We start from the raw sequence: 22,940 nt of genomic DNA on the forward strand, positions 1-22,940 counted from the left end.
AAATTCTAACTAGCTTCTAAAAAGGAACTGCTTCGTCAGGGATATTTGATTGAAAGTCTTCCTTGTTTTCTTGCCCAATCTCAAATGCATGGGCGGCTTTCTCCCAATCCTTTCGGATTTCATCCTCAGAGGGGTGAATGTATAGGTTCATCGTGGTTTGAATTTGGGCGTGACCTAAACGTTCTTGTACCAGCTTGATATTTTTGGTTTGAAGATAATAAATTGTAGCATGAGTGTGTCGAAACATATGCGGGGTAATATGTATACCTGTTTTTCTTTCAATCTCTTTAAAGGTCGCATAGACATCGGAGTAGGTGAGGGGGTCTCCAGCATTCCTTCCCCAAATCTTCACAAACACAAAATTATGGTCCGGGTTATATTCATCAACCACTTCGTACAAATAATCATCGTATAGGTTCATGAGACCCTGAGAGATGTCTAATTTTCGCTCTCCAGTCTTCAATTTACCTCCGTTTGGCAATTCACCTCTATTGGTCAGTTGGATTTTGTGCTTTCTTTGTTTAGCATCGAATTGAAGATCTTCAAGAAACAGGGAGAGAACCTCTCCGATACGCAATCCACTTTCAAAAAGCAACCGCACAAGAAATTTATCTCTTATATTTGTAGTAGAATAATAGATTTCTTCGACTTGTTCTTTCGTAAATACTTGGACGCGTTTCCTGGTTTCCTTCAGCTTTAGAATATTTTTAGAGATAGGTTTCCCTCCATTTACATGGTGTAAGAAACCCTTGTACCCATTCCCACCAGCACCAATGAACATCTTCTTCATAAGCTTTTCAACCATGTCTGAGTCCACTAAATCATTTCTGTATAAGTAATCATAAAATGATGCCACGACCGTAAGGTAATTGTTTACTGTGCTTTCCCTGCGTTTAGCTTTTGCTGTTTTATGGATTACAACGTTATTGTTTTCATAGGGATTTCTAAGCCAAACAACGAAGTTAGATAACTTTTCAAAGCTCACCTGTTGATAATCAATTCCTGTTTGCTCCAAGTATGTAAAGTAAAATTTCAAAGCCGTACAGTACGTCTGTAAAGTATTACTGCTCCTCTCACTGTTGTATAGGTATTTCATATACTTTGCAACAGGTTCAACAGGTAATCCACTTGTACCAATTAGAAGATATGCCTTTCTATTACCAACAGATATTTCTTCTACTCTCATGAAAACGCCTCCCACATAATGTTATCTAGTTATCGTTATTTCTTTAAGATCCTCGAACCTAACGGTTCTGCGGAGTGCTGTCCTCGCACCGAGGCTTTGTCCTCCACTTAAAACCAAACTAACACTCTTATCTACAATCACATTTTATACATATTAAACTATTATTTCAATATTCATTTTTCTAATCTATTATGTAAATAAAAAAGGATAGTTAGACCACATAGCAGACTAACTATCCTATGAATTATTACCTTAATTTAAATTGTAGTATTTATTAATGATAATTAAATCTTGATTCACTGGTTTGCTTGCTGCTTCTGTTTTTCCTCCATTAACTCCACACAATGCGACCATTAGTAACGTAAGAACGGTCATTGATTTGATAAAGATGTTCTTCATAAAAACTCTCCTCTTTTTTATATTTTTATAGGAAACAAAAAAAGCACCTTCTTTATATGAAAAAGATGCTCTTCGTAACAATCATTTATGAACAAAAACCTATTAAATTATCGATTTTGACATGCAGAGAAACGCTCTCTGACGAAATTAACTTTTATTTCTCGTATAATTGCCCATTCGATGCAAATTTCAGCGTTCTAAAAACCGTCTATTTCTTTGCTCCTACCTTTACTTATTTATTTTTTCGGTATGACGACAGGAAGGAAAAGATGAACAGCCAAAAAAACGATCTCCCTTTCCTTGTCTCACCACTAATTGCTTACCGCACTTTGGACACTTGCGTGCTTCCGGTGTGACATTTTCATAGATTTCTTTTGCTTCGAACGTAGGGTTAATGGCACGAATAAGTTCTTGCAGATCCTCACGATCAACCAACTTTACATCACATGCAGCTGCCAACTCTTTGGCTTGTTTGGTGAAATAGCTATTCGTCACCACCCAAGCTTGATTAGCTCGATAATAGGCTTTCGCCCCGTGTACCTCTTGCACAGCTGATAAACTTACTCGGTTTTTGTGGCCGTATCGTTTGGCTTGAACCACGATTTTTTCATCTCTCTCCATAACTAAATCAGCGCCAAAATCCCCTGTTTGCTTGGTTACTTCTGGATGATATCCTAAATGTCGAAAAAGAATTTGTAAATAGATTTCAAATTGCCTACCATCCATTTTATCAATATAAGGCATATCAGCTTTCAATAATGCCTTATGCTGTTTACGCGTTCGAATAACCTGATAAAGCATAAGAGAACCTTTAAACAATATGACAAAAAGAAGAAAATATCCGATACTTGTGATGAAATTATCCATTCATTGAAAGCTCCTGTTCATTCGGTTTGTTTCTCGAAGGAGAAAAGTGTTTGGAAAAAGGCTTTTCTTTTGCTCCTTTTTTTAGCTCATCGTTCCAATCCTTTCCTGTAGACGGTAGTTTTCCTTTGATGAGATCCGCATTGACAATTTGATTCATTTTCGTGATAAATTCCTTTCCTCCTTGGTCATGATCCACAGCTAATATCAGTTCCTTGATGGGAAGACCTTCACGTCGAGCTGCAAGATACGACTGCGCAACCGTTTTAGGCTTCAAGCCATTCATACTAATGAGGCGTGTATTCTGCAACTCTTTCTCTTGTATACTCCAATAGGAAAGGAGATCAATCGGACTTTCAAAGAAATGAATACTCGTTGGTTTTCCTACATCAACGGAAAATCCTGTATGAGGGCTATCATTGGGCAGGACTTGTTTAAAGGAACCACGCTTATTTTTCATCGGTACGGTTCCTTGTCGATCCGCCCCAATGACTTTCCCTTTGCCTCCCTGTTCTCGCCATTTAAATACCACATTATTACGTTTGTCTTGGGCAATTAAATCTTTTTGAAAGAGCCAATGAACAAGCCGAGGATCAATGTGCCGTTCCCTGATAAGATACTCTTTTGCTTTCGTTTGATCCTGTACCTCTAATTCCTTTGGATATCGAAAAGGCTCTTTTGACGTTGAAACCGACGGTTGTTCATAGGAATGAGAAATTTCTTTATAATCGCCTTTATTAATATCTAACACGGCTTGTGGAAACGACATGCCATAATACATTTGAGCAAAACTAATCGCTCCGTACCCTGTCTCATTCCGGCTATTCCATGCATACATATTCCCTTTAATCAGCAGGCTATCATGTTCGGTATGACGATAATACTGGCCCTCTTTCACAAATGTTTCGCCTTTGGCTTCCAGATACGACAATAAATCAACATCTCTCGCTTTCATAGACTCCTCCTTTCGGACATAAAGGCGTTTTTCCATCTCACTCCCTCCTCCTTTTCACCCTATGAAAAAAGAGAGGGAATCATCCCCCTCTAGTTATTCCATCTTTTGCCTTTTTTAACGTTCTACTTCGTGTGAATCATGTTGTTTTGTCTTAGAATGTGCACCATTTTTCCGTGCGAAAAATTTCACAAAGCCATTTTGTGATTTCTCTTCTTTTTTCTGTTGGTCATGATTCTTTTTCTCCGTATCTAAGTTTTTTTCCAATTTGGTTAACTTTTCACGTTGCGAATCCGTCAAATCTAACCCTTTTAATTCCCTCAGCACTTCTTTTTTCAACTTATAAACCTTATCAAACGAATGTTTTTGTTCAAATTCTCTCATCTTGGCCAAACGCTGCTCTTTCGCCTGTGGTGTTTCTTCTTTCGCCTTTGGTTGAACAGGTTCTTGTTTCTCCTGATCTCCTTGCTTATTTGATTCTTTTTCGGTTGTTTTTTCTTGTGATATGCCTAACTGTGTAAGCAACTGTTGTTTATAAACTGCTTTATATTGTGATTCTTCACTCGGCTTCTCCAGCTCATGAAGAAGTTCTTGCTTGTAATCATCTTTATATTGTCCTTGTTCTTTCGCCTGTTTTTGATCGTAGTAGTGCACCGATACACGAGACTCCATCGCATCCACCTGTTCCCTCGTAAAAGTGCCTTCTTTTATGGTCAGTCCTTTTAACTGTACATAGTCCTTTTCGGCATTCACACGCGCCAACATACTTTCGACATGTTGTGGCTGTTCTTGGTCATGTGCTTCTAACAACTTTTGATAACTCACTTGTAGCTGTTGGTCCCGATCTTGTGGTAGTACAGGACTGACATCATGACTCGTTAAAAACTCAAGTGTTGTGTCACTTTCATACGCTTGTTTTTTTCCGGTTTCGTCTGTCGACACCAATAAAACCTGCGGTTTTCCTTCGCCTAATGCGGACTGCGTGAGGTAGATCGCGCCAGAAGGAATGTCTTGCAGCTGTTCACCACTGACATTCGCCCATCCTGCCTCAATTTTTTCATTCTGTGGGTGTTTCATAAACGTTTTTAACGCTCGTTTATCCGCAATAAGGGTATTAAATTGGTCATTTGAAAGAGATGTCACTTTTTTCATCGTTATTCCTCCATTTAAGTTTTATTTAGGCATAAAAAAAGAGCGTGCACGCTCGCTTATCTTTCCATTTCCTGTTCATCTTTTTTGTGTTTGACGGTACCTGTTCGCTTTTGAAAATATGGCTGATGCTCCTTTTCATGATGTGTTTTGAAAGTAAGAGGCTCTTTTTGAATTTGACCATGTATAACTCCCTGTTCATTTTTTTTCGTCACGGAATCTATTTGATGCTCAAGTTTTACCACTTCTTCTTTCGTCATCCATCCATTTTTAATGACTTTGACTTTGATTGAATAATAGGTTTCCTCAGCCCTCACGCGCTCGAATACACTCTTTACATCGTCCGAAGATTCATTCTGCTGTTTTTCTCTATAAGCCTCATATCCTTCTTTCAATTTTTTACGCACATTTTGAGGAAAAAGAGGCTCTTGTTGATCTATCTTCTTCTCAGATGATGGGTGTTTTTCTCGTTCATTGACAAGAGTTTCTTCCATCGTTCCAATAAACTCAGCCGACGTTTCATGTACTTCTTTTAACAGGTTGGTTTTATCTTCAAAGGTTTTCCCCTTCGTCCAGTTCGACAGGTAATCGAGTGAGTACGAGCTCGTGTCGATTCCAAAGTAAGACGAAACGGTATAAGCTGTCATTTCAGCTTGAAACTCCTTTTCCGCCGCCGTATAGTTCATATGTGTTTCTTTTGTATGAAGCTTGGCGTGGGTCAACTCGTGTAACAGGGTTTTGACATTTTGTTTTTCAGAGTTTCGAGGATTGAGGGCTACTTCTTTTGTTAGAGTATAGCTCACACCCTTAGCACTCCCTAGTTCCTCTTTTGGTGCAATAATTGCGATGCCGTTCTTTTCTGCGATAGCTTCCATTCCTTTATATAACGCCTTGTAATCCTCCACACTTCCCTCTAACCAACGATTTGGAAAGACTTTAGGTAAATCACTCGATTTTACGTTCGTCTGGACCACATCAAAAACATGGCCGACTGAAAAGTACAGTCGGCCTTGAGACACTTCTTTTTTTCCATCTTGTATCAGCTTCTTTTCTTGAGGAGTCGCTTTATTAATCGACTTCCACTTTCCCTTTTCATCTTGAAACTTAGGAACGGTTTTGTTTGGGACCAGAATTTTAATCCCTTTCTCTCCTTTATTGACAGAGAATCCTTTTTCTTTCCAGAAAGCAAAGGAGCCAACGGCTTGTGCTCCCATGAATTGGTGTTGAATTAGTTGAGTGTTTGATAAAGAATATTGATGGAACTTACCCATGAAAGAGAGATACTCTTTTAAATCTTCTGGTGAATGAAAATGCTGTTCCATACGCTTCTCCATGTCCTTGGTGAGTGATTCAATTTCTTTTCTCTTCTCTTCGGCTGATTTTTTCACATATCCTTTACTCATCGTTCTCGTTCTCCTTTTGGTATGAGATTTCTTTTAATTCCTCTAATTCTTGTTCAACCCAAGGTTCATCTACTTCGACAAAGAGCTTCTTCGTTTTGATATTCATCGGGATCAACATATCACCTAGATGACTGATATATTGATGAAACTCCTTCGCTTCTTCTGGTGTAAAAAACACTTCCTCTTCTTGATCGCGATACTGTACAATCGCACTCTTTTCACCAATCGCTTTGATTGATACCAACACCACATCTTTTTGAAAAAACATATTCATTTCCTCCTTCTATTTCGTTACACCTATTCATTGAGTAGATGTAGATTTCCCTCTTGATTCTTCCCAATCAATTCGTTTTTGTCGCTGATGAGCAATACGTTCCTCCACTAATTCTCGTGCAATTCTCGTACTATCCATTTCTCGCATTTGAGTAGTAATGAGTCCTTTAAAACCTTGGAAAGCAAATAAGCCATTCATATACTCAATTAAAATCTGCGTATTTTTATCTGTCGCATTTGTGCCAAGACGGATCTTCTTAAGTTCCTCTTTTAGTACGTCATACAAGTTTTGACTGACGACTTCAGAAATATATTTCAATGACCATTCTTTACTTTGTTCGTTTCGATACTTTTGGCAAATATCCATAATGGCTTCGCCAGGAAAACGAAAATGATGCTCTTCCATATAAGATTGAATATACTCGTCTGTTTCCATATCTAATGAAATGGTACGTCTCTGTTTTTCCATTATTCATACCCTCTTTCCGTTGTATGTTTATGTTCGATTTCTTTTTGTAATCGTTCATAGTGCTGTTGGTTTTTCCAACTTTCATATTCACTTTTAAAAGCTCGTTCCATTCTTTTTAAGGATGCATGCATCGACACATGCTGCTGAAATCCTTTGGGACGTTTGGATGTTTTCCCATGCTCGATAAGACGTTGAGCACGCTGTTGCTTTTCATCATAAGTCTTCATTTCTTGTAAAAAAGCATTGCCCATTCGCTGATATAACTCATCGATTTTATTCTGCTTATAATCTTTATATCGTTTTTGATCATTTGTTCCTTCCCCATAAGCTTTCTTTAATTCTTTGACCTCTTCATCTAGTTTTTTAAGTAGCTGTTGGTACTCTTTTTGATGATGTTTTTCAATATAGTGTTGACTTAACATATTGATTAAAGGTTTAAGAGGCTTTATGGTTTGATATCCATAGTGCCATTGTCTTTTATCAACCGGTAGATGATTATAAATTTGTAGAAACAAAGGTTTCATGTGACGGTTTTTCCATGTCATCGAGGAATCTTGTTTCTTTCTATCTACAATGCGCGCACGGATTAACTCATTAATTTCTTTTTGATAATCGCCTCTCTCTATGATTTGATTCACTACTTTAGACTTCATTGCATCTAATGTTTGAGGTTTTCGTTTTCCTCGTTTGCGTGTAGGATCTGGCTCTACGGTAGCAACATGAATATGGATGTTTTGGGTATTATAATGAATAGCAGCCGACCAAACAGCCGACTGATCTAACTTTTCCCTTTTAAGCATTTCCTCCATTGATTGACGAGTCACATGCATTAACTTTTGTTCATTAACTGTATGAGTACGTGCATCATATAGCCCATTTTCTTCGAGCCACGCATTATGGAAGGTGATAACATCTTGCCACATGATACTCTGATTTTTTTGTGCGGTTTCAAACAGTATTTTTAATTGTTGCTTCTCTTCTTTGTTTAACTGATCAGCGTGTTTTGTAAATAACGCTGAGGTCTTTTCAGGGTTATCCATGTAATCATGATAATGTGAAAAATGTAGCTCAGGACTCTCTTCTTTTTGGGCTTCTTCACGATCGACATACTCTACATAATCTTGAAAGGCTTTTTGATTGGCTGTAATGAATTTTGTTTTCAGTACGACACCCGGTGTAAGAGAAGCTACACTCATTGGTTATACCTTTCTAAAATAGCTGCCACCAATTCTCCTCGTTTGGCAGCTTGTTTTTCTTCTACTTCTTGAAAGATTTCCATTATCGATCGCTTCATACTTTCTTCCATGCAAAACCATTCATTTCGTAGAAAGAGGCGCTCCGTTTCCATGAGTTGATTTATTTTTTCAGCGATGGCTCCTACCATTTCCTCGACAGATGGAACAGGTACAATCTGACTTGGTGTTTCTTGTTTTTCTTCTTTTAGTGTTTGATGCTCTAAACAGATACGAGCAATCGCATCTCCAGGAAAACGAAATTGTTGTTCTTTCATATATTTTTGAAGGTATTCGTCTGTTTTTATATCGAAAGAAACCATTCTTCTTTGTTTCATTACTCTTCATCTCCCTCCATTAATTCGGTGATAAATTGATTCATCGTTTCCATGACTTCTGTACATTTTTCTACAGTTTGAATATTGAAATGGACCAGATTCTCTAACTCCTTTTCTCGGTCTGTTTGTGCTTGAAATAACGTAAGTGTTTCAAGCTGACCTTTTAAAAATTCTTGACGAGACAACTTCTTTTTCTTGGCCAATTCATCTATCTTTTTAACGGCAATTGGATCTACATTTCGTATTTTAATCTCCATTTTATCTTCCCTCTCTTTTTTAGTAGTGCTCTCCCCTCAAAAAAAGAGAAGAGCATAAGGGGTTTTTGCCCCCACAGACTGTGTGGGGCTAGGCAAAGCCTAGCAAAACCATGGGGTCAAGAAAACCGTCTTCCTGTGAACCTACTGTGAACCTGAAACCACTTATGTGAACCTGCTGTGAACCTCAAAAAATACAAAAATTGGATAAAAAACCAAGCATGTGAACCTACTGTTAACATGCCTTTTTTCACTTCATGACCAAATCCTGTTCTTTTTCGTTCAACATTTTCAGCTTTTCTTGCAAACTTTTTTGTTCCGTTTTATAGAGTTCGATGGTTTCATCACTCGACTGTATACGATCTTTTTTCATGGCGATTTTCGATTCGGTATCTGCTTTTTCTTCATCTACTTGGTACTTCATATCACGTTGTAAATCATTCATTTCCTGTTGCGTTTGACGTTTTTGTTTCGCTTCCAGAGCGATCGCTTTTTCATAGTTTTGCATCTTCTTTTTGACGATTTTTTTCTCCAATGCATTTACTAAAAGGGAATAGTCTTGCTTCTGTTGAAGGCTCTTTCCTTTCCCTTTTTTTGTCTTTGTCTGATCGGAATAAAGGGTCGTAAGGAATGATTGACTGTCTTCTTTTTCAGCTGAATCTGTTGAATAGTGGCTCGTCATATCCTCCACGTTCACCGTTTCATTTTCTTCCTCTTCTTGATACAAATCAAAGGCAAGTGCTTCCCAGTGAGGTGATAAATTATTTACCCTTACTACGTAATATCCTTCATCTTCATAGATGACTTTCACAGGTAATTTCACGTTTGGGTTTGCTTTTTCCATCGCAGAAAAGGAGAGGTTTTCGTCCTCTCCTTGATCGATTTTCACCACCATATCCAATGCATGGGCTGTTGGATAATACACACGTTCTTCAAGCGTAATGTTTCCAGTTCCTGCCGTTGAAATCGGCTCAAACGTTTTCGTATGATAGAGCCTGTCGTCCGTATGAATATAAAATTTTGACGTTAAGAGAGACAAAAAACCAAGAAAGAAAAAGGCTAAAATGGCTGTGTATTTCCATGACTGTTTTCTCCGTAAATTAAATCGATAATCATCTAGTTTCTTTTTAATTGTCAATGTGTTCACCTCATTTCAAGATCTCTGTTTTTAATTCTTCGACACTATAAACGATCCACTTCTTTTCTTCCTTTCGCAATAAAACCTGAATGATGTCATGCGTTTGATCGTCTACATTTTCCTCTTTGATAACCAGATGATTGGTAAACTCTGCGATCACTTTCACCTCATCTTGTCCCCCATCAAACTGTTGAACATAAAGATGAAGGTCACTTGGGTTAGAGCTATACGTATTGCCATAATCAAAGGTTTCTGTTGGATAAAATTGCGCATAAAGTTCTTTGTCCATAATCGCTTTTGCAATCTTTTTTCGTTCCTCAAATCCTTCTTTTTCACGATGGTAGGACACATCAATAAACTGTCTGACGGTATCTAGGTACGCTCGCTTTTGTTGTTCTTGCGCAGAAGGAAGCACCTCATTCAATTGCTTTTTCAATTCATTATTTTCCTGTTTTAATGTGTCATTAGTGACTTGAAGTTGTTTCGAAGCTGTCGCTTGAGAGATATTCTGATTGAGGTAGATATTCCAAATGGTCACGCCTGCAAGCGCAACGGCAAGCGCTCCAAATAATATGACACCAGCTTTGTTTTTCATCCTACATTCTCCTTTAAAATCGTTTTACGCGACCGTTAAATTTGTCACCAAAGTAGGTGCCTTTCTCCATACTCGCAACAGCCACACCCGTTTTTCCTTGGCAACCTAAGAACTTATTGTCACCCACGTAAATACCCACGTGGCCGTCTTTTTTATACGTATCAAAGAACACCACATCACCAGGCTTCATGTCTTTTGGATTGATCGCTTGCCCTTGTGTTTTAAGGGTATCGGTTGTCACACCGGACAATGGACCGACATTCACTCCTACCTGTTCAAACGCCCAACGCACAAAACTTGAACAATCAAACCTTCCTGCGTTAATATCAGATTGAGAGCGTCCCCCACCGAATACGTAACGTGTTTTTCCTATGAGGGTTTCTCCTGCTTCAATGACTTTTACACCGGATTTACTTCCACTTCCACCACCTGAAGGGGTCATAGGCTTTCCATCAGCTGCAATCGTTCCTGTGTAATATTTCAACACGGCATCTACATATTTTGCGTCGCCATAACATGCCCCGTAGGGTATCATTTCAGGACGTACACAGTGATAATTTCCGGTATGTTTAACTCGTTGATATTGCATTTGCGAAAAGGAAATCGCTAACTCTGGGGTGTACTTTCCTCCATTTTTCATCACATAATTGATAAATCCACCGCCAAAATTATAACTCTGTAGACATAATTTCAAATCATAATTCGCTTTTTCTAGTACACTTTTGAAGTGTAAAACCCCTTTATCAATCGATAATTCCGGGCTCTTAATACAGCCAACCTTACCGTCACAATAGGACTCTGAGCTTTGCATCGGATCGCTTCCGCGTCCGCCACTTTCTTGCATCATGAGAGCCATCATAATTGGCACATACGAAGTATCTAACCCGTGCTTTTGAGCGTACTTTTCAAGCAAAGGTTGATATCTCATGACCTCTGATGAGACATTCGCTGTTCCTGCCCCAATGCCTCCACCTTCAATTTCTGTTACTTCTCCTTGTTCATTCTGGCTTTCAAATCCGCCTGTTATGGCGACAAAGGTTCCCATGAGTAAGAGGCCCGATAATCCTAACAGGATCAACGCGCCCCCAATCAAATATTTTTTAGGAATGAGATGCAAAACGACATGCAAGACTTACGCACCTCCTCCGTATAGAGCTTTCTCTTCTTCATCCACTTCGATATGGAAAGGAATGTTTTTTACGGCATCAATAGATAAGATCACGTCCCCTGTGGCAAGCTTTGGGATCTCCTCAAGTTCACTGGATGTGATCCCCGTTCCAAAAACGCGTTGAATCGTTTCAATGCTGTTTCGGTCTTGCTGCATGATAAATTTATACTGCGTAAATTCAAATAGTTTTTTGATTTCCTCGACGGCTGTTTGATCCGAACCCTCTGGCACAAAGTCACGGATTGAGTGACTCGCAAAGATTAATCCGCCAAAGTACTTTCGGGCTTCTCGGCTGAATTTTCCTAGAAACTGTAGGGCATGTTCATTCCCTTTCCGCGTGTTAATAATATGATGCGCCTCGTCAATGACGATGAGATAACGAATGGCATCTTCAAAGGGAAGTTCGCCACGCCCGTAAGCTTCCATTTGAGGAGCTCCTTTTTGAAGCATGTTATCCCACAACATGTTCATTACATTAAACAGCTGTGCTTGAAAGATTTCACTTTTCAAACTAGATAAGTGTCGAAGCGAAAAGAAGACAATTTGTTCTTCCGCAAAATTATCAATCGTTGAAATACCATCAAACAATTGAGCATAGGTTTCAACTAAGTTTGTGATGTGTAGCTCCATTAGTTCTAATCGCTCTTTACGCCCTTCACCTAGATGCGGATGGTGAATTTTCCGTTCACGATCCGCATAGAGTTCTTGACGAATATACGCTAAAAAATCACTGAACGTCGGATATTCTTCGGGACTAAGACTTGTAATGGTGTTATCATCGCCTTTTTCTTCATCCCATAATTCCCTTTTAATATAAAACTTTCGCAGAAGGTTTTCATATTCTTTAAGTTCAGCGTCTGTTGCTTCGGGCGCAATAAAACGGTAGAAAATGGTCAGTTTAGACAAGTGATGCGTAAAACTTAGCGTCTCTTTTTCATCCGTTTTATAGACTTGTAGGGGGTTAATTTGCCCTTCCGATCCATCAAGGGAAACTTGCTTTCCTCCCAGTTGCTGCACAAGATCTTTAAACTCCCCAACGATGTCTAGTCCACGGATCTTATAGCCTTTGATCGCGTTATCCATCGTGACTTTTTTGAGGAAGGTCGATTTCCCAGCCCCCATGCGCCCAATCATGACCGCATTGTAACTTTTTCGTTGTTCATCTTTATGAAACAAATCAAAAATGACGCTGCCGCCTGTGCCAGTTGTGCCTTGATAGGTCCCGTAAGGATCATCTAGCTTCATAAAATGAAAAGGAAACCCTCCGGCTAACGCAAGTGCGGGGATTTCCTTTCCTTTTCGTCTATTGGGGTATTTCTTTTGAATATGAAAAGGCGTGACCATCGACTCCCATTCATACTCTTGTTCATTTAAGAAAATGGATCCTCGGAAGTTATGGGTTTCAAGGTGATGAATGACTTCTTTCACGTGTTGTTCCAAGTCAGGAATCGTTTTAGCTGCAAGGTAAATACGAAGATGAACACGTTTAATGACTTCGCCATTCACCACATGCCGGTACAAGTCTTTCATGTCTAAATATTGTTCCTGGGCATCCATTCGATCAATGTTTTCTTTGGCATTAATATGACGAGCGTTTTGTTCACTCATGTTTTTACTAATGGCTGCCACGACTTCTTTACGGTTGTCACTGATCACATCAAGTGTCGTAATCGCATTCGGCATATTCATAATCGGGGCTAACCAGAAGTTATTCACGTTGGTTGGGTAGCCGTATACATGAACGCATGTGGTATAACCGTCACCATTGCGCGTCACATTTTCTTTGAAGCTCACGCCTCCTTGCGGCTGAATTTGAGCAATTAAGCGTGGGTTGTATCCTTTCTTTTGTTTTTCTTGTTCAGGCGTTTTCTCTTTTTTACGAAATGGAATAGACATCATCTTGGTTTCATCCTCTCTTCTTGATTTTATCGTTTCTCTATGGGTTCATGAACAAGGTGAAAAGGATTCACGTTTCCCTTTTTGACCTCTATCACTAATTTCGTTCCTCCTACTTGCTGCAGCATATGAGTAAAGCTCTCTGTTTTTTTATTCATTAAGTATTCTCCTTCTCTATTGTTTATTGCCGAGCTTGGCATTTTGATTATAAAGTTTGTAAAGCAAATCAATTTTCTTTTCTTGTGATACGGTTGATAAAGGCAAAACGGATTGAACATCACGCATGAATTGAGCATGACGGGCGATGACATCCGTTTCCTTGTCACCATAGAGAAAGAGGAAGTATTCACGATTGGTGCGCCCCCACTCTAAGTATTGCAGTTCCTTTAATTTTTTCTGTAGGAACCGTAAGAATAAGGCATCCTCTGATTGTTGGATTTTCTTCTGTAAAAACTGTTGTTGTTTTTGAGTGGATACAGGTAAATTCAAGGACACCACTTTGAGCGACTTCTCATCCCCTTGATATCCTTTCGCTAGCATATAAATGTGACGATTCGCATCTTCCTCATTTAATGAGTTTACATCGGTACTTTGAATTTGCCAGATATCAAAATAACCTCCTTCTTCTTTCAGTTCAAACAGGCCATTCTTGGTTTGATCGATAATGGGAATAATATCCGTTACACTCTTTTTAATTTCTGGCGGTTTTTCCTTTTTCTTTTTTATTTCTCCTTTTGACCCTTCACGACTAAAAGGAAAAAGCTTTTTTGAGGAACGTGCTGCTTGTTTTTGGATCTCCTTTTCATCAAATATCGCCATGTGGTAAGCCCCCTTTATTCATAATCCCGATCAATGGCGCAATAGGTGCTTTTCTTGCGCACCATCGTGAGTAATAAGATTTCATACATCCGTTTTTGAGGATTGGTTAAGGGTCGAAGAATCATCACTAAACCAAATAGGCTCATAAACACGTAAAATGGAATATGGAGCATCGGATGAATAAAATAGCGTAGCATCATCGTAAAAAGCAATAAGCCGATGATGAACAGCAGATCAAACAAGTAAAGAGATTTATTAATCTTCAATTCCGTTGAAATTTCTTTTGGGATTGTATAGTTTGCCATCTAGGAATCTCCTTTCCATAAAAAAGAGAAGTAACGTCGGTTACTTCTCATCTAATTTCTTCTGTTTCTTAGACACAAGTTTACGTAAGTCTTGCCCCGTATTACGCCCAATTTGATACGAGCGCTTTGTCTTATGAAGCGTTGGTGAGCTTTCAATTCGGTTCTTGACGTTTCCTATTTTTCCTTTAACATTATCACGCACGACATGGGCGATATTCCGCGTTTCTGTCCGATGTTGATGTGGCATTGGAATATCGCTTGTGGAAGCAGGAACCGGATCTTGCTTGATGGTTTCTTTTACCTGACGAGGTTCTTGGGTAGTTGCCACTTGCCTTTGTGCTTGATCCATGTCTCTCGGCATCGTAATAGAAGGTTCATTTATTGATGAAGGAACCTTTGTACTCCCTATAGAAGAGCTGCTTTCACTCGGGCTTCCACTATAACCGGAAGTTTGGATCTCCCCTTGAACAGGTGTACTTACACTTCCTATAGAAGAGCTGCTTTCACTCGGGCTTCCACTATAACCGGAAGTTTGGATCTCCTCTTGAACAGGCGTACTTACACTTCCTATAGAAGAACTACTTTCACTTGGGCTTCCACTATAACCGGAAGTTTGGATCTCCTCTTGAACAGGCGTACTTACACTTCCTATAGAAGAACTACTTTCACTTGGGCTTCCACTATAACCGGAAGTTTGAATCTCCTCTTGAACAGGTGTGCTTACACTTCCTATAGAAGAACCGCCTTCACTTGGGCTACCACTATTTCCAGAAGCCTGCATTTCTTCGTGAAGAGAAGCCCCTCCATTTTCTACACTAGAAGATGTTCCTTCACTTGAGCTGTTGTCATCATAACCAGAAGCCTGCATTTCTTCATGAAGAGAAGCCCCTCCGTTTTCTACACTAGATGATGTTCCTTCACTTGAGCTGTTGTCATCATAACCAGAAGCCTGCATTTCCTCGTGAAGAGAAGCTCCTCCGTTTTCTACACTAGATGATGTTCCTTCACTTGAGCTGTTGTCATCATAACCAGAAGCCTGCATTTCCTCGTGAAGAGAAGCTCCTCCATTTCCTGCGATGGCTGTATTTCCTTGTTGCTCTCCTTTTCCTTGGGCGTAGTTAACATTCCCTTTTTGTCCACCTTCTTGTTGACCGGCTTCTTTGCCTGGTGCGGCTCCTTGCTTCTTACCCCCTCCCTGTTGTCCTTTAGAAGCATCGTTTCCTTTTCCATTTCCTCCTCCAACTCCTGCTTTTTTCATTTCTTCGTGTAGACTTGATTGTTGTCCATTATTCCCTTTACCTCCTACTAATCCTTTACTAAGTCCCCCAACACCTGCGGCAGCTTGAAGAGCACTGCTAGCTGCACCTTTTCCAAGACCTCCAATCCCCTTTGCAAGATCTGTTGCATTTTTGAACGTCCCTTTCGCACCATTCATGGTACTTTCCATTCCTTTCATCATCGCAAGACCTCCTGCGACTGCACCCCAGCCACTTCTGAGGCCAGCATCAATTCCGAAGAGACGCTCACACATGACCGGTCCATCTACAACTGCAATACTAAAGGCAATCTGAAGAATAAGCGTTGTGACACCTTCTGTGTGTTCAGCTATATAAGTCATGCCTATCAGATAGACCTTCATCGAAATGAAAATCATAATAATTACCAAGAACGTATTCAATATGTTTTGTAGAACAGTTTTTAACTTTTGTCCATCTCCTACATCCGCAGGAGCTACTAATTGAGCCAAAATCGCATTAAACCCTAGCTCATAACATAACTTTGCTAGTTTAATAGATGTAAACAGCATCGTCATCCCTGTGACAAAAAGGGAAATTGCAATCGTCCAAAAGTTCCAGTGCCACCGATAATAAAGCTCTGGAAAGAAATCAAACCATCCATTTTCAAGCTCTACTAGGCCTTCCTTTCCATCAGGAGTAATAGCTGCTTTATGGGTTAAAATTTCCCTCCCTTCTTTGCTCATCTCCTTATCTTCTCCTAATTTAAACTTATCATCTATTTTCTCCGTAATGTCAATCATATCAATACGGCTTTGTGGCACTTTATTGGATTCTTTAAGTTTAGGTGTTTTCCACTTATTTACATCAAATTGAGCAACATCCGTAGTATTTTGCTTAATAATCTTTTCACTAACTGTACTTTCACCCTTTAAATCAACGGCATCTATGGCCTCATCTGTAAATTTATCAGCCTTTACCATTCCTGCGTTGAGCAATAACAAAACAGCCATCGATAGAAAGATGTTAATCATAATTTGTTCTCGATTGACTTTTTTATGGATGATTAACATATAGCCGATATACAGGAAGGAAAATGCCCACAAGATATAGAGAAACGGCTGGATCTCTTTAATAAAATCTTGAATCGCAGGTGAATTGAAAAAGAGCTTAATGCCCAATACATTGTTTGTAATGCCTTCTAAACTATCCACAAGGAAGGATAGTACTTGTATAATGCCCCACCCTATTTTTCTCAATAAATAAGAAGCAATATTTCCTTTATCAAGGTAATCAGCAAATTCATGTAGCTTTTTCAGAATCTCTTCATCTTTCATTCTCTTGCCTCCTTTCTACATCTTTACAATCCTTGAAATAAGGCATCTACCGTCATATTTAATCGCTGATTGAGAAGAGAAACACGAATTTGAATCGGTGCTTCTCCTCTTCTTCCTTTTTCAAGATGGACAGTGCCATCTAATAAGCCGATTGCGATCTGTCTCCCTTCCTGTACAAGAGGCGAATACGCCTCTAAAATTTGTTCTAACTCCTTTGAAATAGCTCTCATCCTGTTTCCCCTCCTTTAATATACGTTAGTTTTTGGCATGTTCTTTATCTTGCTGACATTGTATTAAGATCTTATTAATCGTTTCTTCAATGAGCTGATAATCTTGTTCATCCAGCTGATCTGCATAAGCTGATCCCATAAACGCGTCGTAAAAAGCTCCCATCGACTGTTGTTTAAATACTTCAGATGGGATAGATAAGGAAGGAGCGACTGTGGTTTGCATATATGTCCATACTCCTTCATCCAATGAAAAGAATGCTTCAACCGTTTGACTTTTCCAGTTCTCACTATTCACATCGGCAAAAGGTTGATCCTTCTCTTCTACAGATGATTCTTCTTGTAACTCCTCTTCTTTTACTGGTTCTGGCTCTTGTTTGGCTTGTTTTTGGAAGGAGAAGAAGTTTTCAATCACTAATTCTCTTGGATTCACTTCCTTATGCAATGATTCAATATCAATGTCTAACAGCGAACGATCCGTGTTAAAATCGTCTCCAAGATATTCCCATCGGTATTTAAGAGCCGTTTTTCCTGTGTTATGAATGGGATGAGCCTTAATACGGCGGCGTGATTGGTCTTGACGTTTGACGACACGCACCACGACGCTTTCTCCTTCTTTCAGTTCCATCAGCTCGTTGGGTGTTAATAATGGCTTAGCATCCACACCCTCCGTCTTATTTTTATCAGTTGATAAGGTCTTTCCACTTCGAGACATAGAATTGATGGTCCCGTCTCCTAACTTCTTTGAAATTTCTTGTGCTGTTTCATAGTTATTCGTTAAAATATAAATGGTGTTTCCGCAGTTCCCTTCAATCGTAGCTGCGTCTTCACCATATTTATTTTTGAGCTGCGGATAGGCTTGAATCACTAAGTTGAAGCGTATATTTCGTCCTAAACAAACCGTGATAATGTTTGCCATTCCTTCAATCGCCGGCATATTGTAGGGTAAGAACCCGGCGCCTTAAGACCTCTCGGTCTTAGGTTTCCGAGAACTCCCCCCCGAACCGTACGTACCCCTCTCAAGGTATACGGCTCTCCGTCTCTTCAGTCTAGCTTCCCGTTATGCAGGTCACGATGACACTTTCGACAAAGTATCATTGTTTTACGGTTCCTTGCTATCATCTGTCTTTCCCATTTCTTTTTCCCTTTAAGGTTCTTTAACTTTCGAACATGATGAACTTCCATTGAACCTTCTTCAGCCTTACACCATTCACATTGATTAGCCATCAACCTTTGAATAAGGGATGTTCGGGATTGGTATGATACTTCCGAAGGAAGTTTTTCTATATCCTTTTTTGTTATAGGAGCTTTATTCCTACGAAATCCCTTATCATAAAGCACTTCTGTTTTCTTACCGGACTTTGTCATATAACTGACTTGGAATATTCCGTTCACCATAAATTTTCGTTTAGCTTTACTTAAGGTCGTACGGTACTTATTTGCTAAGGTTTTATACATAGAATATTCAAGGAGATACTTATAACTATTTAAGTGGCACACATTCACTGCCAGTTGATAATATTGATAGGTTCCACGTATTTGGGCGTTATAGTTCCTTAGAATCTCAAGAGGAACCAATTTAATTAATTCCGGACGATGCATTGGTTTCCATTTTCCTGTCTTTTGGTTGACCTTTATTGCCCCTTTTTTAAATAAGCGACTATAAACAAGATCAGTAGGCATATATAGTTCGCACTTTAACGAAAATGCTCTTGTTTTTATTCCATCACTTCGTCGTTTAGAGTGAAAATCTCGCCCAACTTTAACGTCATAACCTAAAAATCGAGCCTTATGCCTCGTATTTGTTATAAGTGTTTTCTCCTCGGATAACGTTAGCTTAAGTTCAGATTTCAAGAAATTAGCGATGTCTTTCTTTGCTCTACACGCATCTTCCTTACTCCCAATGACTCCAATCAGAAAGTCATCTGCGTATCTCACATATTGAATTCGTTTGTAGTTTTCATCCATTGGATACCGTTGGGGAGTGCGTTCTCTTTCAGCTAATAACTGGCGTATCCTATTACTCAACTCTTTTTCCCGTACTTCATCTTTTTCTTTAGCTTCCCTTAGTTCTTTCTTAGCCCCACTTATCTGATGCTGAATTTTAGAATAGGCTGGATTTGTCCTTTTAGCTTTTCCTATATCAAAAGTTGACTTATATCTACTCATAAAGTTGTCTAATTCATTCAGATAGATATTTGCTAATAGAGGGCTAAGAATACCACCTTGTGGTGTACCACTAAACGTCTTATGGAACTTCCAATCTTCCAAGTAACCAGCTCTAAGAAACTTCCATATAAGCGAAATAAATTGTTCATCATCAATCCTCTTCCTTAGGATATTGATAAGAATATGATGATTAATATTGTCAAAAAAGCCTTCAATATCACCTTCGATGAACCATCTGCTCCCCGTAAATGTGCCTTTAACCTGAATCAGAGCTGTATGGCAGCTCTTTTCAGGGCGAAAGCCATGAGAGAACTTACTAAAAGTTGGTTCATAGATGGATTCTAATAGGTTTTTGATGACCTCTTGAACTAATTTATCTTCTACTGAAGGTATGCCTAATGGACGCTTTTTTCCATTTTTCTTTGGAATATAAACTCTTCTTACTGGTTGTGGCTGATAAGAAAAATCTCGTAATTTATCGACTAACCCTGAGATTCTTTTTGTAGACATTCCGTCAATGGTCTTTCCATCTGTTCCAGCAGTCATGTTTCCTTCGCTGGCGTATATGTTTTGATAGGCATCAAGGAAAAATAATGGATTGTACAGATTTCGATATAACTTCTTGTATTTATATCCTGCTTTGTTACTGTAAGATGCTAGATTTTCTAATACGATTTTTGGGCTTCGCAAGAGCCTCACGCCCCTTCCCAATTTAATATTAGTCGAAAAGACTGTTCTCCTTCGCCTTGTACGAGGCTTTCCCTCGCTCTGACTACTACGAGAACTCCGTTACCATATTGGATTTTCATGAGCCACATACCTTGCTTTTTACACTTGGTATCATCCTCAATAGCCTCCTTACGAGGCGCTCCAGGTTAGGTAATCCCCATTTAGTACATATAGAGACTAGACTCGTTATGATGTCGGATGCCACTTTCGTCCGTTACTTGTTATCCAAGTTAGTCAGTCTTTGGTCTGCCATACGTATCACGTATGTTCAATGGAAACTTCGGAAACATTTCCATTCTTTGACTGCGAAGCGTTTCAATGACCCTTCACTTCGGGCGACGATACTCCACTTTAGACTATGGTTGAAGCAGTTTAGCCTTCATCCTTATTCACAACATTTTTTTACCTTGCCCCTCAGTCGTACCTAGGTCATTTTGGTAACTTAGGGCTTTCCTTGCATGCTCTGGTCCCCTCCGGGTTTCCCCATGTAGGTAAGCAAGGTGGTAACTGGGTTAAGCGCAGACTCCCATCTCTTGTCTAAGGAGATTCTCTATATGCCCGTATGGGCGCACTCCAAATTCATCCAGTAAAAACACCACTTCACGGTGACACTTATTTCCTTTAGCCAGCGACGCATTTTTGGCTAATACATAATACAGTTGACGCACAAAAATAGAGGCAATCACATGATTACTAGAATCATAGTCAGGTGTAACCATAAAGATCGCAATTGGCTTTGTAAAATACGTCACTTCGCTTACGTGGATGTCTGGATGTTGTTTCTCTACGCGAAAAGAAGTGGTTCCTTTTTTTCGGTCTATATTATAGACCGATACAACCGTTTCATTTTTATGATCGGTGACAATCTGATCGTTCACTTTTTCAGCAATCCGAATTTCATTTTCTTTTGGCTTAATCTCACTTGTAAAATTAAGTTCAAATAAACCTTTGGCATCCGTTTTAATACTTTCCACTTTCCCATCGGGAAAGGTCACCTCTAAACGTGTAAGAGGCATCGCTTTTCCTTTCAGGGTCTTTCCAAAGCCTACGCGCTTTAGATCCACACTATTTTTAGCCGTCATTTTTGCAATTTCGTCAAACGTGAAAATAGACAATCCATTCATCGTTTGGGTAAAGATCCCGCCCCGTGTTGTGCCTTTCGAGAAGTTTGATGTCGCATATTGCATTTTCGCGACACTATTCGTTGGTAAATCATCGAAATACATATCCAGTGCATTTTGTGTATTTCCTTTTTTATCAATCACGACTTCTTTTGATCCTAACTCTGACAACATATTAGCTACCGTGTACATCGTAATCTTTTCTTCTGTTTTTTCATTAATACACTTATCTGTTACAGCTAGAATCATGGCATTACAAAGACTCATCGCACATTGTTGCCAAAAGGGATCTTTGGCATTAGGGTTGTAGTAAAGCGTATACGATAAGGTATTACACAATGCTTGAGCTGTTGAGTAATCGTCGTCTTTATACGTTTCTTTTATCATCTCCAATAGGTTATAGCTCATGGATTCTAATGGATTTAATAAATTTAGAACTTCAATATGATATCCTCTCTTTTCAAGCGTTTCCTTCGAAGCTGCAAGCAATTCTGCCTTGGGATCGTTGAGGATCAACGAAGGCTGTTTTTCAGCCCTTGAATATACGTCAATCGCTGGAATGACAAAAGTTTCTCCTTTTCCTGATCGTGTAATCCCTATAATGAGATTATTTACAGGTGTATCATCAATTAATAAATGATTACGAGTCGTAAATAGTTGATGTGCTTTAAATAATTTATCCATCCCCTTTAACTTTTGATAGTCGCACCAATTGTGAATGAGATTACGCGTTTTGATACGGGATATTGGTACACCACCTCCGCCTTGATAATATTCGGTTTTTTCGGGTACTTTCCGATATTGTTTTTGAAGCTCTCGACGTGTTGTAAAGCGTCCAGATCCTTTTTGGTTTTGGTTTAAGTCTTTGAAGTTGGATCGTACATCATACGTCAATTTGGCCGTCAGTAAGCAGGAAACAAGTGCCATCATGCAGTAGATGGCTGCATACTGATGGGTGTTCATCTGCCAGAAAAACGAGAGAGACAAATGAAATGGCTGCGGATCAAACACATCACTAAACGTAGTTTGAATGAGACTTCGCAGCGTATTGAATAAAAAGTTTAAAATCAGAAAAATAAGTACAAAAAAACAAGCACTTAAAGGAATAAGCACTTGTTTCTCAGCTATGATATATTTGATAGATTTAGTAGGTTGCATGCTGTACCTCCTGTTGCACATGAGTGGACAGTGGAATCACATACGATGAGCTAGGTGTAAACAAAAAATGCGATTGATCTCTAGCCTCATACTCTTGTTGAAGGTAATGAAAAGCTGTCTTGATGTCCCAACTGACCTCTTTCATATCCTCTTCAGTCACGATATACGCTTGATTTCGGATAAACTCCTCTCTCTCTTGATGAGTAAGTACTGATAATTCTAGAGGCGGTAACTTAGGCTTTATACATACTCTAAACTTATATGCGTGTTTGAGAAAATCATCATTAATCGTGATTGAATCAGCATTTTTGAAAATAACTACCATGTGATCTTTCAGAAGAATAATACTGTTTACACTATTCACAATCCGTTGGGCATGAAGAGGAGTCGTATGGAACGTTCCCAACTCTAATTCTAAAAAGAGATCCTCATGTCCATATTCGACACCCACCACAAAAGAGTGTCGCTGATTCTTTGTTGTGCTCTGATTGAACATTCTTTTCATCCTTTCTTTAAACTGGAAT

At 39.2% G+C, this 22,940-nt stretch carries 21 protein-coding genes and 3 pseudogenes; all 24 read right to left on the reverse strand.

Features of this window, described 5'->3' with window-relative positions; genetic code table 11:
* Positions 1 to 16: 16 nt before the first annotated feature.
* The 24 genes and pseudogenes from OK414_RS28005 to OK414_RS28120 all read right to left on the reverse strand — a co-directional run bounded on the left by OK414_RS28005 (position 17) and on the right by OK414_RS28120 (position 22,912).
* Positions 17 to 1,186 (reverse strand): site-specific integrase, encoded by a 1,170-nt coding sequence (locus tag OK414_RS28005; protein ID WP_264363554.1) that lies wholly within the window; start codon positions 1,184 to 1,186, stop codon positions 17 to 19.
* Positions 1,187 to 1,438: 252 nt separating this feature from the next.
* The gene (locus OK414_RS28010) at positions 1,439 to 1,585 is read right to left on the reverse strand and encodes a hypothetical protein (RefSeq protein WP_205663224.1); all 147 of its coding nucleotides are present in this window, start codon (positions 1,583 to 1,585) and stop codon (positions 1,439 to 1,441) included.
* 228 nt (positions 1,586 to 1,813) lie between these two features.
* Positions 1,814 to 2,452: a restriction endonuclease gene (locus tag OK414_RS28015; protein WP_050691673.1), complete on the reverse strand. Its 639-nt coding sequence runs from the start codon at positions 2,450 to 2,452 to the stop codon at positions 1,814 to 1,816.
* A complete protein-coding gene (locus tag OK414_RS28020) occupies positions 2,445 to 3,440 on the reverse strand; it encodes a DUF3991 and TOPRIM domain-containing protein (RefSeq protein ID WP_050691672.1) in 996 nt (331 codons plus the stop codon). Before OK414_RS28020 ends, OK414_RS28015 begins: the two co-directional genes overlap by 8 nt.
* Before the next feature lie 78 nt (positions 3,441 to 3,518).
* Positions 3,519 to 4,553 carry a hypothetical protein gene (locus OK414_RS28025; protein ID WP_050691671.1) on the reverse strand — a complete coding sequence of 345 codons (1,035 nt, stop codon included), beginning with the start codon at positions 4,551 to 4,553 and terminating at the stop codon, positions 3,519 to 3,521.
* A 431-nt stretch (positions 4,554 to 4,984) separates the two neighbouring features.
* A pseudogene (locus OK414_RS28030) lies at positions 4,985 to 5,953 on the reverse strand (ArdC-like ssDNA-binding domain-containing protein); the annotation flags it as partial.
* A complete protein-coding gene (locus tag OK414_RS28035; protein WP_205663225.1) occupies positions 5,946 to 6,227 on the reverse strand; it encodes a hypothetical protein in 282 nt (93 codons plus the stop codon). The pseudogene OK414_RS28030 and the gene OK414_RS28035, both read right to left, overlap by 8 nt.
* 27 nt (positions 6,228 to 6,254) lie before the next feature.
* Complete coding sequence (locus OK414_RS28040) at positions 6,255 to 6,695, reverse strand: hypothetical protein (RefSeq protein WP_050691669.1); 441 nt, start codon at positions 6,693 to 6,695, stop codon at positions 6,255 to 6,257.
* Entirely contained in the window at positions 6,695 to 7,891 is a 1,197-nt protein-coding gene (gene mobP2 / locus OK414_RS28045; RefSeq protein WP_205663226.1) for a MobP2 family relaxase, read from the reverse strand. The genes OK414_RS28040 and mobP2 overlap by 1 nt, the downstream gene beginning before the upstream one ends.
* A complete protein-coding gene (locus OK414_RS28050) occupies positions 7,888 to 8,265 on the reverse strand; it encodes a hypothetical protein (protein WP_050691797.1) in 378 nt (125 codons plus the stop codon). Before OK414_RS28050 ends, mobP2 begins: the two co-directional genes overlap by 4 nt.
* A complete protein-coding gene (locus OK414_RS28055) occupies positions 8,265 to 8,522 on the reverse strand; it encodes a hypothetical protein (protein WP_034656083.1) in 258 nt (85 codons plus the stop codon). Before OK414_RS28055 ends, OK414_RS28050 begins: the two co-directional genes overlap by 1 nt.
* A 247-nt stretch (positions 8,523 to 8,769) precedes the next feature.
* On the reverse strand, positions 8,770 to 9,657 hold the full coding sequence (locus OK414_RS28060) for a hypothetical protein (RefSeq protein WP_205663227.1): 888 nt from the start codon (positions 9,655 to 9,657) through the stop codon (positions 8,770 to 8,772).
* Positions 9,658 to 9,667: 10 nt separating this feature from the next.
* On the reverse strand, positions 9,668 to 10,252 hold the full coding sequence (locus OK414_RS28065) for a hypothetical protein (RefSeq protein WP_050691785.1): 585 nt from the start codon (positions 10,250 to 10,252) through the stop codon (positions 9,668 to 9,670).
* 13 nt (positions 10,253 to 10,265) lie between these two features.
* Positions 10,266 to 11,381, reverse strand: a complete 1,116-nt coding sequence (locus OK414_RS28070) for a bifunctional lytic transglycosylase/C40 family peptidase (RefSeq protein ID WP_234943561.1) — start codon at positions 11,379 to 11,381, stop codon at positions 10,266 to 10,268.
* 3 nt (positions 11,382 to 11,384) lie between these two features.
* The gene (locus OK414_RS28075; protein WP_413676979.1) at positions 11,385 to 13,319 is read right to left on the reverse strand and encodes a VirB4 family type IV secretion system protein; all 1,935 of its coding nucleotides are present in this window, start codon (positions 13,317 to 13,319) and stop codon (positions 11,385 to 11,387) included.
* 26 nt (positions 13,320 to 13,345) lie between these two features.
* Positions 13,346 to 13,474, reverse strand: coding sequence for a hypothetical protein (locus OK414_RS28080; RefSeq protein ID WP_264363555.1), 129 nt, complete (start codon positions 13,472 to 13,474; stop codon positions 13,346 to 13,348).
* Positions 13,475 to 13,490: 16 nt separating this feature from the next.
* Positions 13,491 to 14,135, reverse strand: coding sequence for a hypothetical protein (locus tag OK414_RS28085; protein ID WP_205663228.1), 645 nt, complete (start codon positions 14,133 to 14,135; stop codon positions 13,491 to 13,493).
* 14 nt (positions 14,136 to 14,149) lie between these two features.
* The gene (locus tag OK414_RS28090) at positions 14,150 to 14,440 is read right to left on the reverse strand and encodes a DUF5592 family protein (protein WP_205663229.1); all 291 of its coding nucleotides are present in this window, start codon (positions 14,438 to 14,440) and stop codon (positions 14,150 to 14,152) included.
* 40 nt (positions 14,441 to 14,480) lie between these two features.
* Positions 14,481 to 17,012 carry a pLS20_p028 family conjugation system transmembrane protein gene (locus OK414_RS28095; RefSeq protein WP_264363556.1) on the reverse strand — a complete coding sequence of 844 codons (2,532 nt, stop codon included), beginning with the start codon at positions 17,010 to 17,012 and terminating at the stop codon, positions 14,481 to 14,483.
* A 23-nt stretch (positions 17,013 to 17,035) separates the two neighbouring features.
* The gene (locus OK414_RS28100; protein WP_205663231.1) at positions 17,036 to 17,242 is read right to left on the reverse strand and encodes a hypothetical protein; all 207 of its coding nucleotides are present in this window, start codon (positions 17,240 to 17,242) and stop codon (positions 17,036 to 17,038) included.
* Between the two features lie 25 nt (positions 17,243 to 17,267).
* Positions 17,268 to 18,179 (reverse strand): annotated as a pseudogene (locus OK414_RS28105) (TraG/TraD/VirD4 family protein); the annotation flags it as partial.
* 104 nt (positions 18,180 to 18,283) lie between these two features.
* Positions 18,284 to 20,098, reverse strand: a complete 1,815-nt coding sequence (locus OK414_RS28110; RefSeq protein ID WP_205663233.1) for a reverse transcriptase/maturase family protein — start codon at positions 20,096 to 20,098, stop codon at positions 18,284 to 18,286.
* A gap of 602 nt (positions 20,099 to 20,700) precedes the next feature.
* A pseudogene (locus OK414_RS28115) lies at positions 20,701 to 22,416 on the reverse strand (VirD4-like conjugal transfer protein, CD1115 family); the annotation flags it as partial.
* On the reverse strand, positions 22,403 to 22,912 hold the full coding sequence (locus OK414_RS28120; protein ID WP_264363558.1) for a hypothetical protein: 510 nt from the start codon (positions 22,910 to 22,912) through the stop codon (positions 22,403 to 22,405). The pseudogene OK414_RS28115 and the gene OK414_RS28120, both read right to left, overlap by 14 nt.
* Positions 22,913 to 22,940: the final 28 nt, after the last annotated feature.

This window comes from Priestia sp. JV24, assembly GCF_025910025.1.
GTDB lineage: Bacteria > Bacillota > Bacilli > Bacillales > Bacillaceae_H > Priestia > Priestia megaterium.

What these genes read in the sequence shown, in the direction of transcription:
- OK414_RS28025 (WP_050691671.1), bottom strand. Translation starts at nt 4,553, where the DNA reads ATGAAAAAAGTGACATCTCTTTCAAATGACCAATTTAATACCCTTATT.
- OK414_RS28065 (WP_050691785.1), bottom strand. Translation starts at nt 10,252, where the DNA reads ATGAAAAACAAAGCTGGTGTCATATTATTTGGAGCGCTTGCCGTTGCG.
- OK414_RS28015 (WP_050691673.1), bottom strand. Translation starts at nt 2,452, where the DNA reads ATGGATAATTTCATCACAAGTATCGGATATTTTCTTCTTTTTGTCATA.
- OK414_RS28050 (WP_050691797.1), bottom strand. Translation starts at nt 8,265, where the DNA reads ATGAAACAAAGAAGAATGGTTTCTTTCGATATAAAAACAGACGAATAC.
- OK414_RS28120 (WP_264363558.1), bottom strand. Translation starts at nt 22,912, where the DNA reads ATGTTCAATCAGAGCACAACAAAGAATCAGCGACACTCTTTTGTGGTG.
- OK414_RS28040 (WP_050691669.1), bottom strand. Translation starts at nt 6,695, where the DNA reads ATGGAAAAACAGAGACGTACCATTTCATTAGATATGGAAACAGACGAG.
- OK414_RS28085 (WP_205663228.1), bottom strand. Translation starts at nt 14,135, where the DNA reads ATGGCGATATTTGATGAAAAGGAGATCCAAAAACAAGCAGCACGTTCC.
- OK414_RS28095 (WP_264363556.1), bottom strand. Translation starts at nt 17,012, where the DNA reads ATGAAAGATGAAGAGATTCTGAAAAAGCTACATGAATTTGCTGATTAC.
- OK414_RS28075 (WP_413676979.1), bottom strand. Translation starts at nt 13,319, where the DNA reads ATGATGTCTATTCCATTTCGTAAAAAAGAGAAAACGCCTGAACAAGAA.
- mobP2 (WP_205663226.1), bottom strand. Translation starts at nt 7,891, where the DNA reads ATGAGTGTAGCTTCTCTTACACCGGGTGTCGTACTGAAAACAAAATTC.
- OK414_RS28010 (WP_205663224.1), bottom strand. Translation starts at nt 1,585, where the DNA reads ATGAAGAACATCTTTATCAAATCAATGACCGTTCTTACGTTACTAATG.
- OK414_RS28080 (WP_264363555.1), bottom strand. Translation starts at nt 13,474, where the DNA reads ATGAATAAAAAAACAGAGAGCTTTACTCATATGCTGCAGCAAGTAGGA.
- OK414_RS28090 (WP_205663229.1), bottom strand. Translation starts at nt 14,440, where the DNA reads ATGGCAAACTATACAATCCCAAAAGAAATTTCAACGGAATTGAAGATT.
- OK414_RS28020 (WP_050691672.1), bottom strand. Translation starts at nt 3,440, where the DNA reads ATGGAAAAACGCCTTTATGTCCGAAAGGAGGAGTCTATGAAAGCGAGA.
- OK414_RS28055 (WP_034656083.1), bottom strand. Translation starts at nt 8,522, where the DNA reads ATGGAGATTAAAATACGAAATGTAGATCCAATTGCCGTTAAAAAGATA.
- OK414_RS28035 (WP_205663225.1), bottom strand. Translation starts at nt 6,227, where the DNA reads ATGAATATGTTTTTTCAAAAAGATGTGGTGTTGGTATCAATCAAAGCG.
- OK414_RS28005 (WP_264363554.1), bottom strand. Translation starts at nt 1,186, where the DNA reads ATGAGAGTAGAAGAAATATCTGTTGGTAATAGAAAGGCATATCTTCTA.
- OK414_RS28100 (WP_205663231.1), bottom strand. Translation starts at nt 17,242, where the DNA reads ATGAGAGCTATTTCAAAGGAGTTAGAACAAATTTTAGAGGCGTATTCG.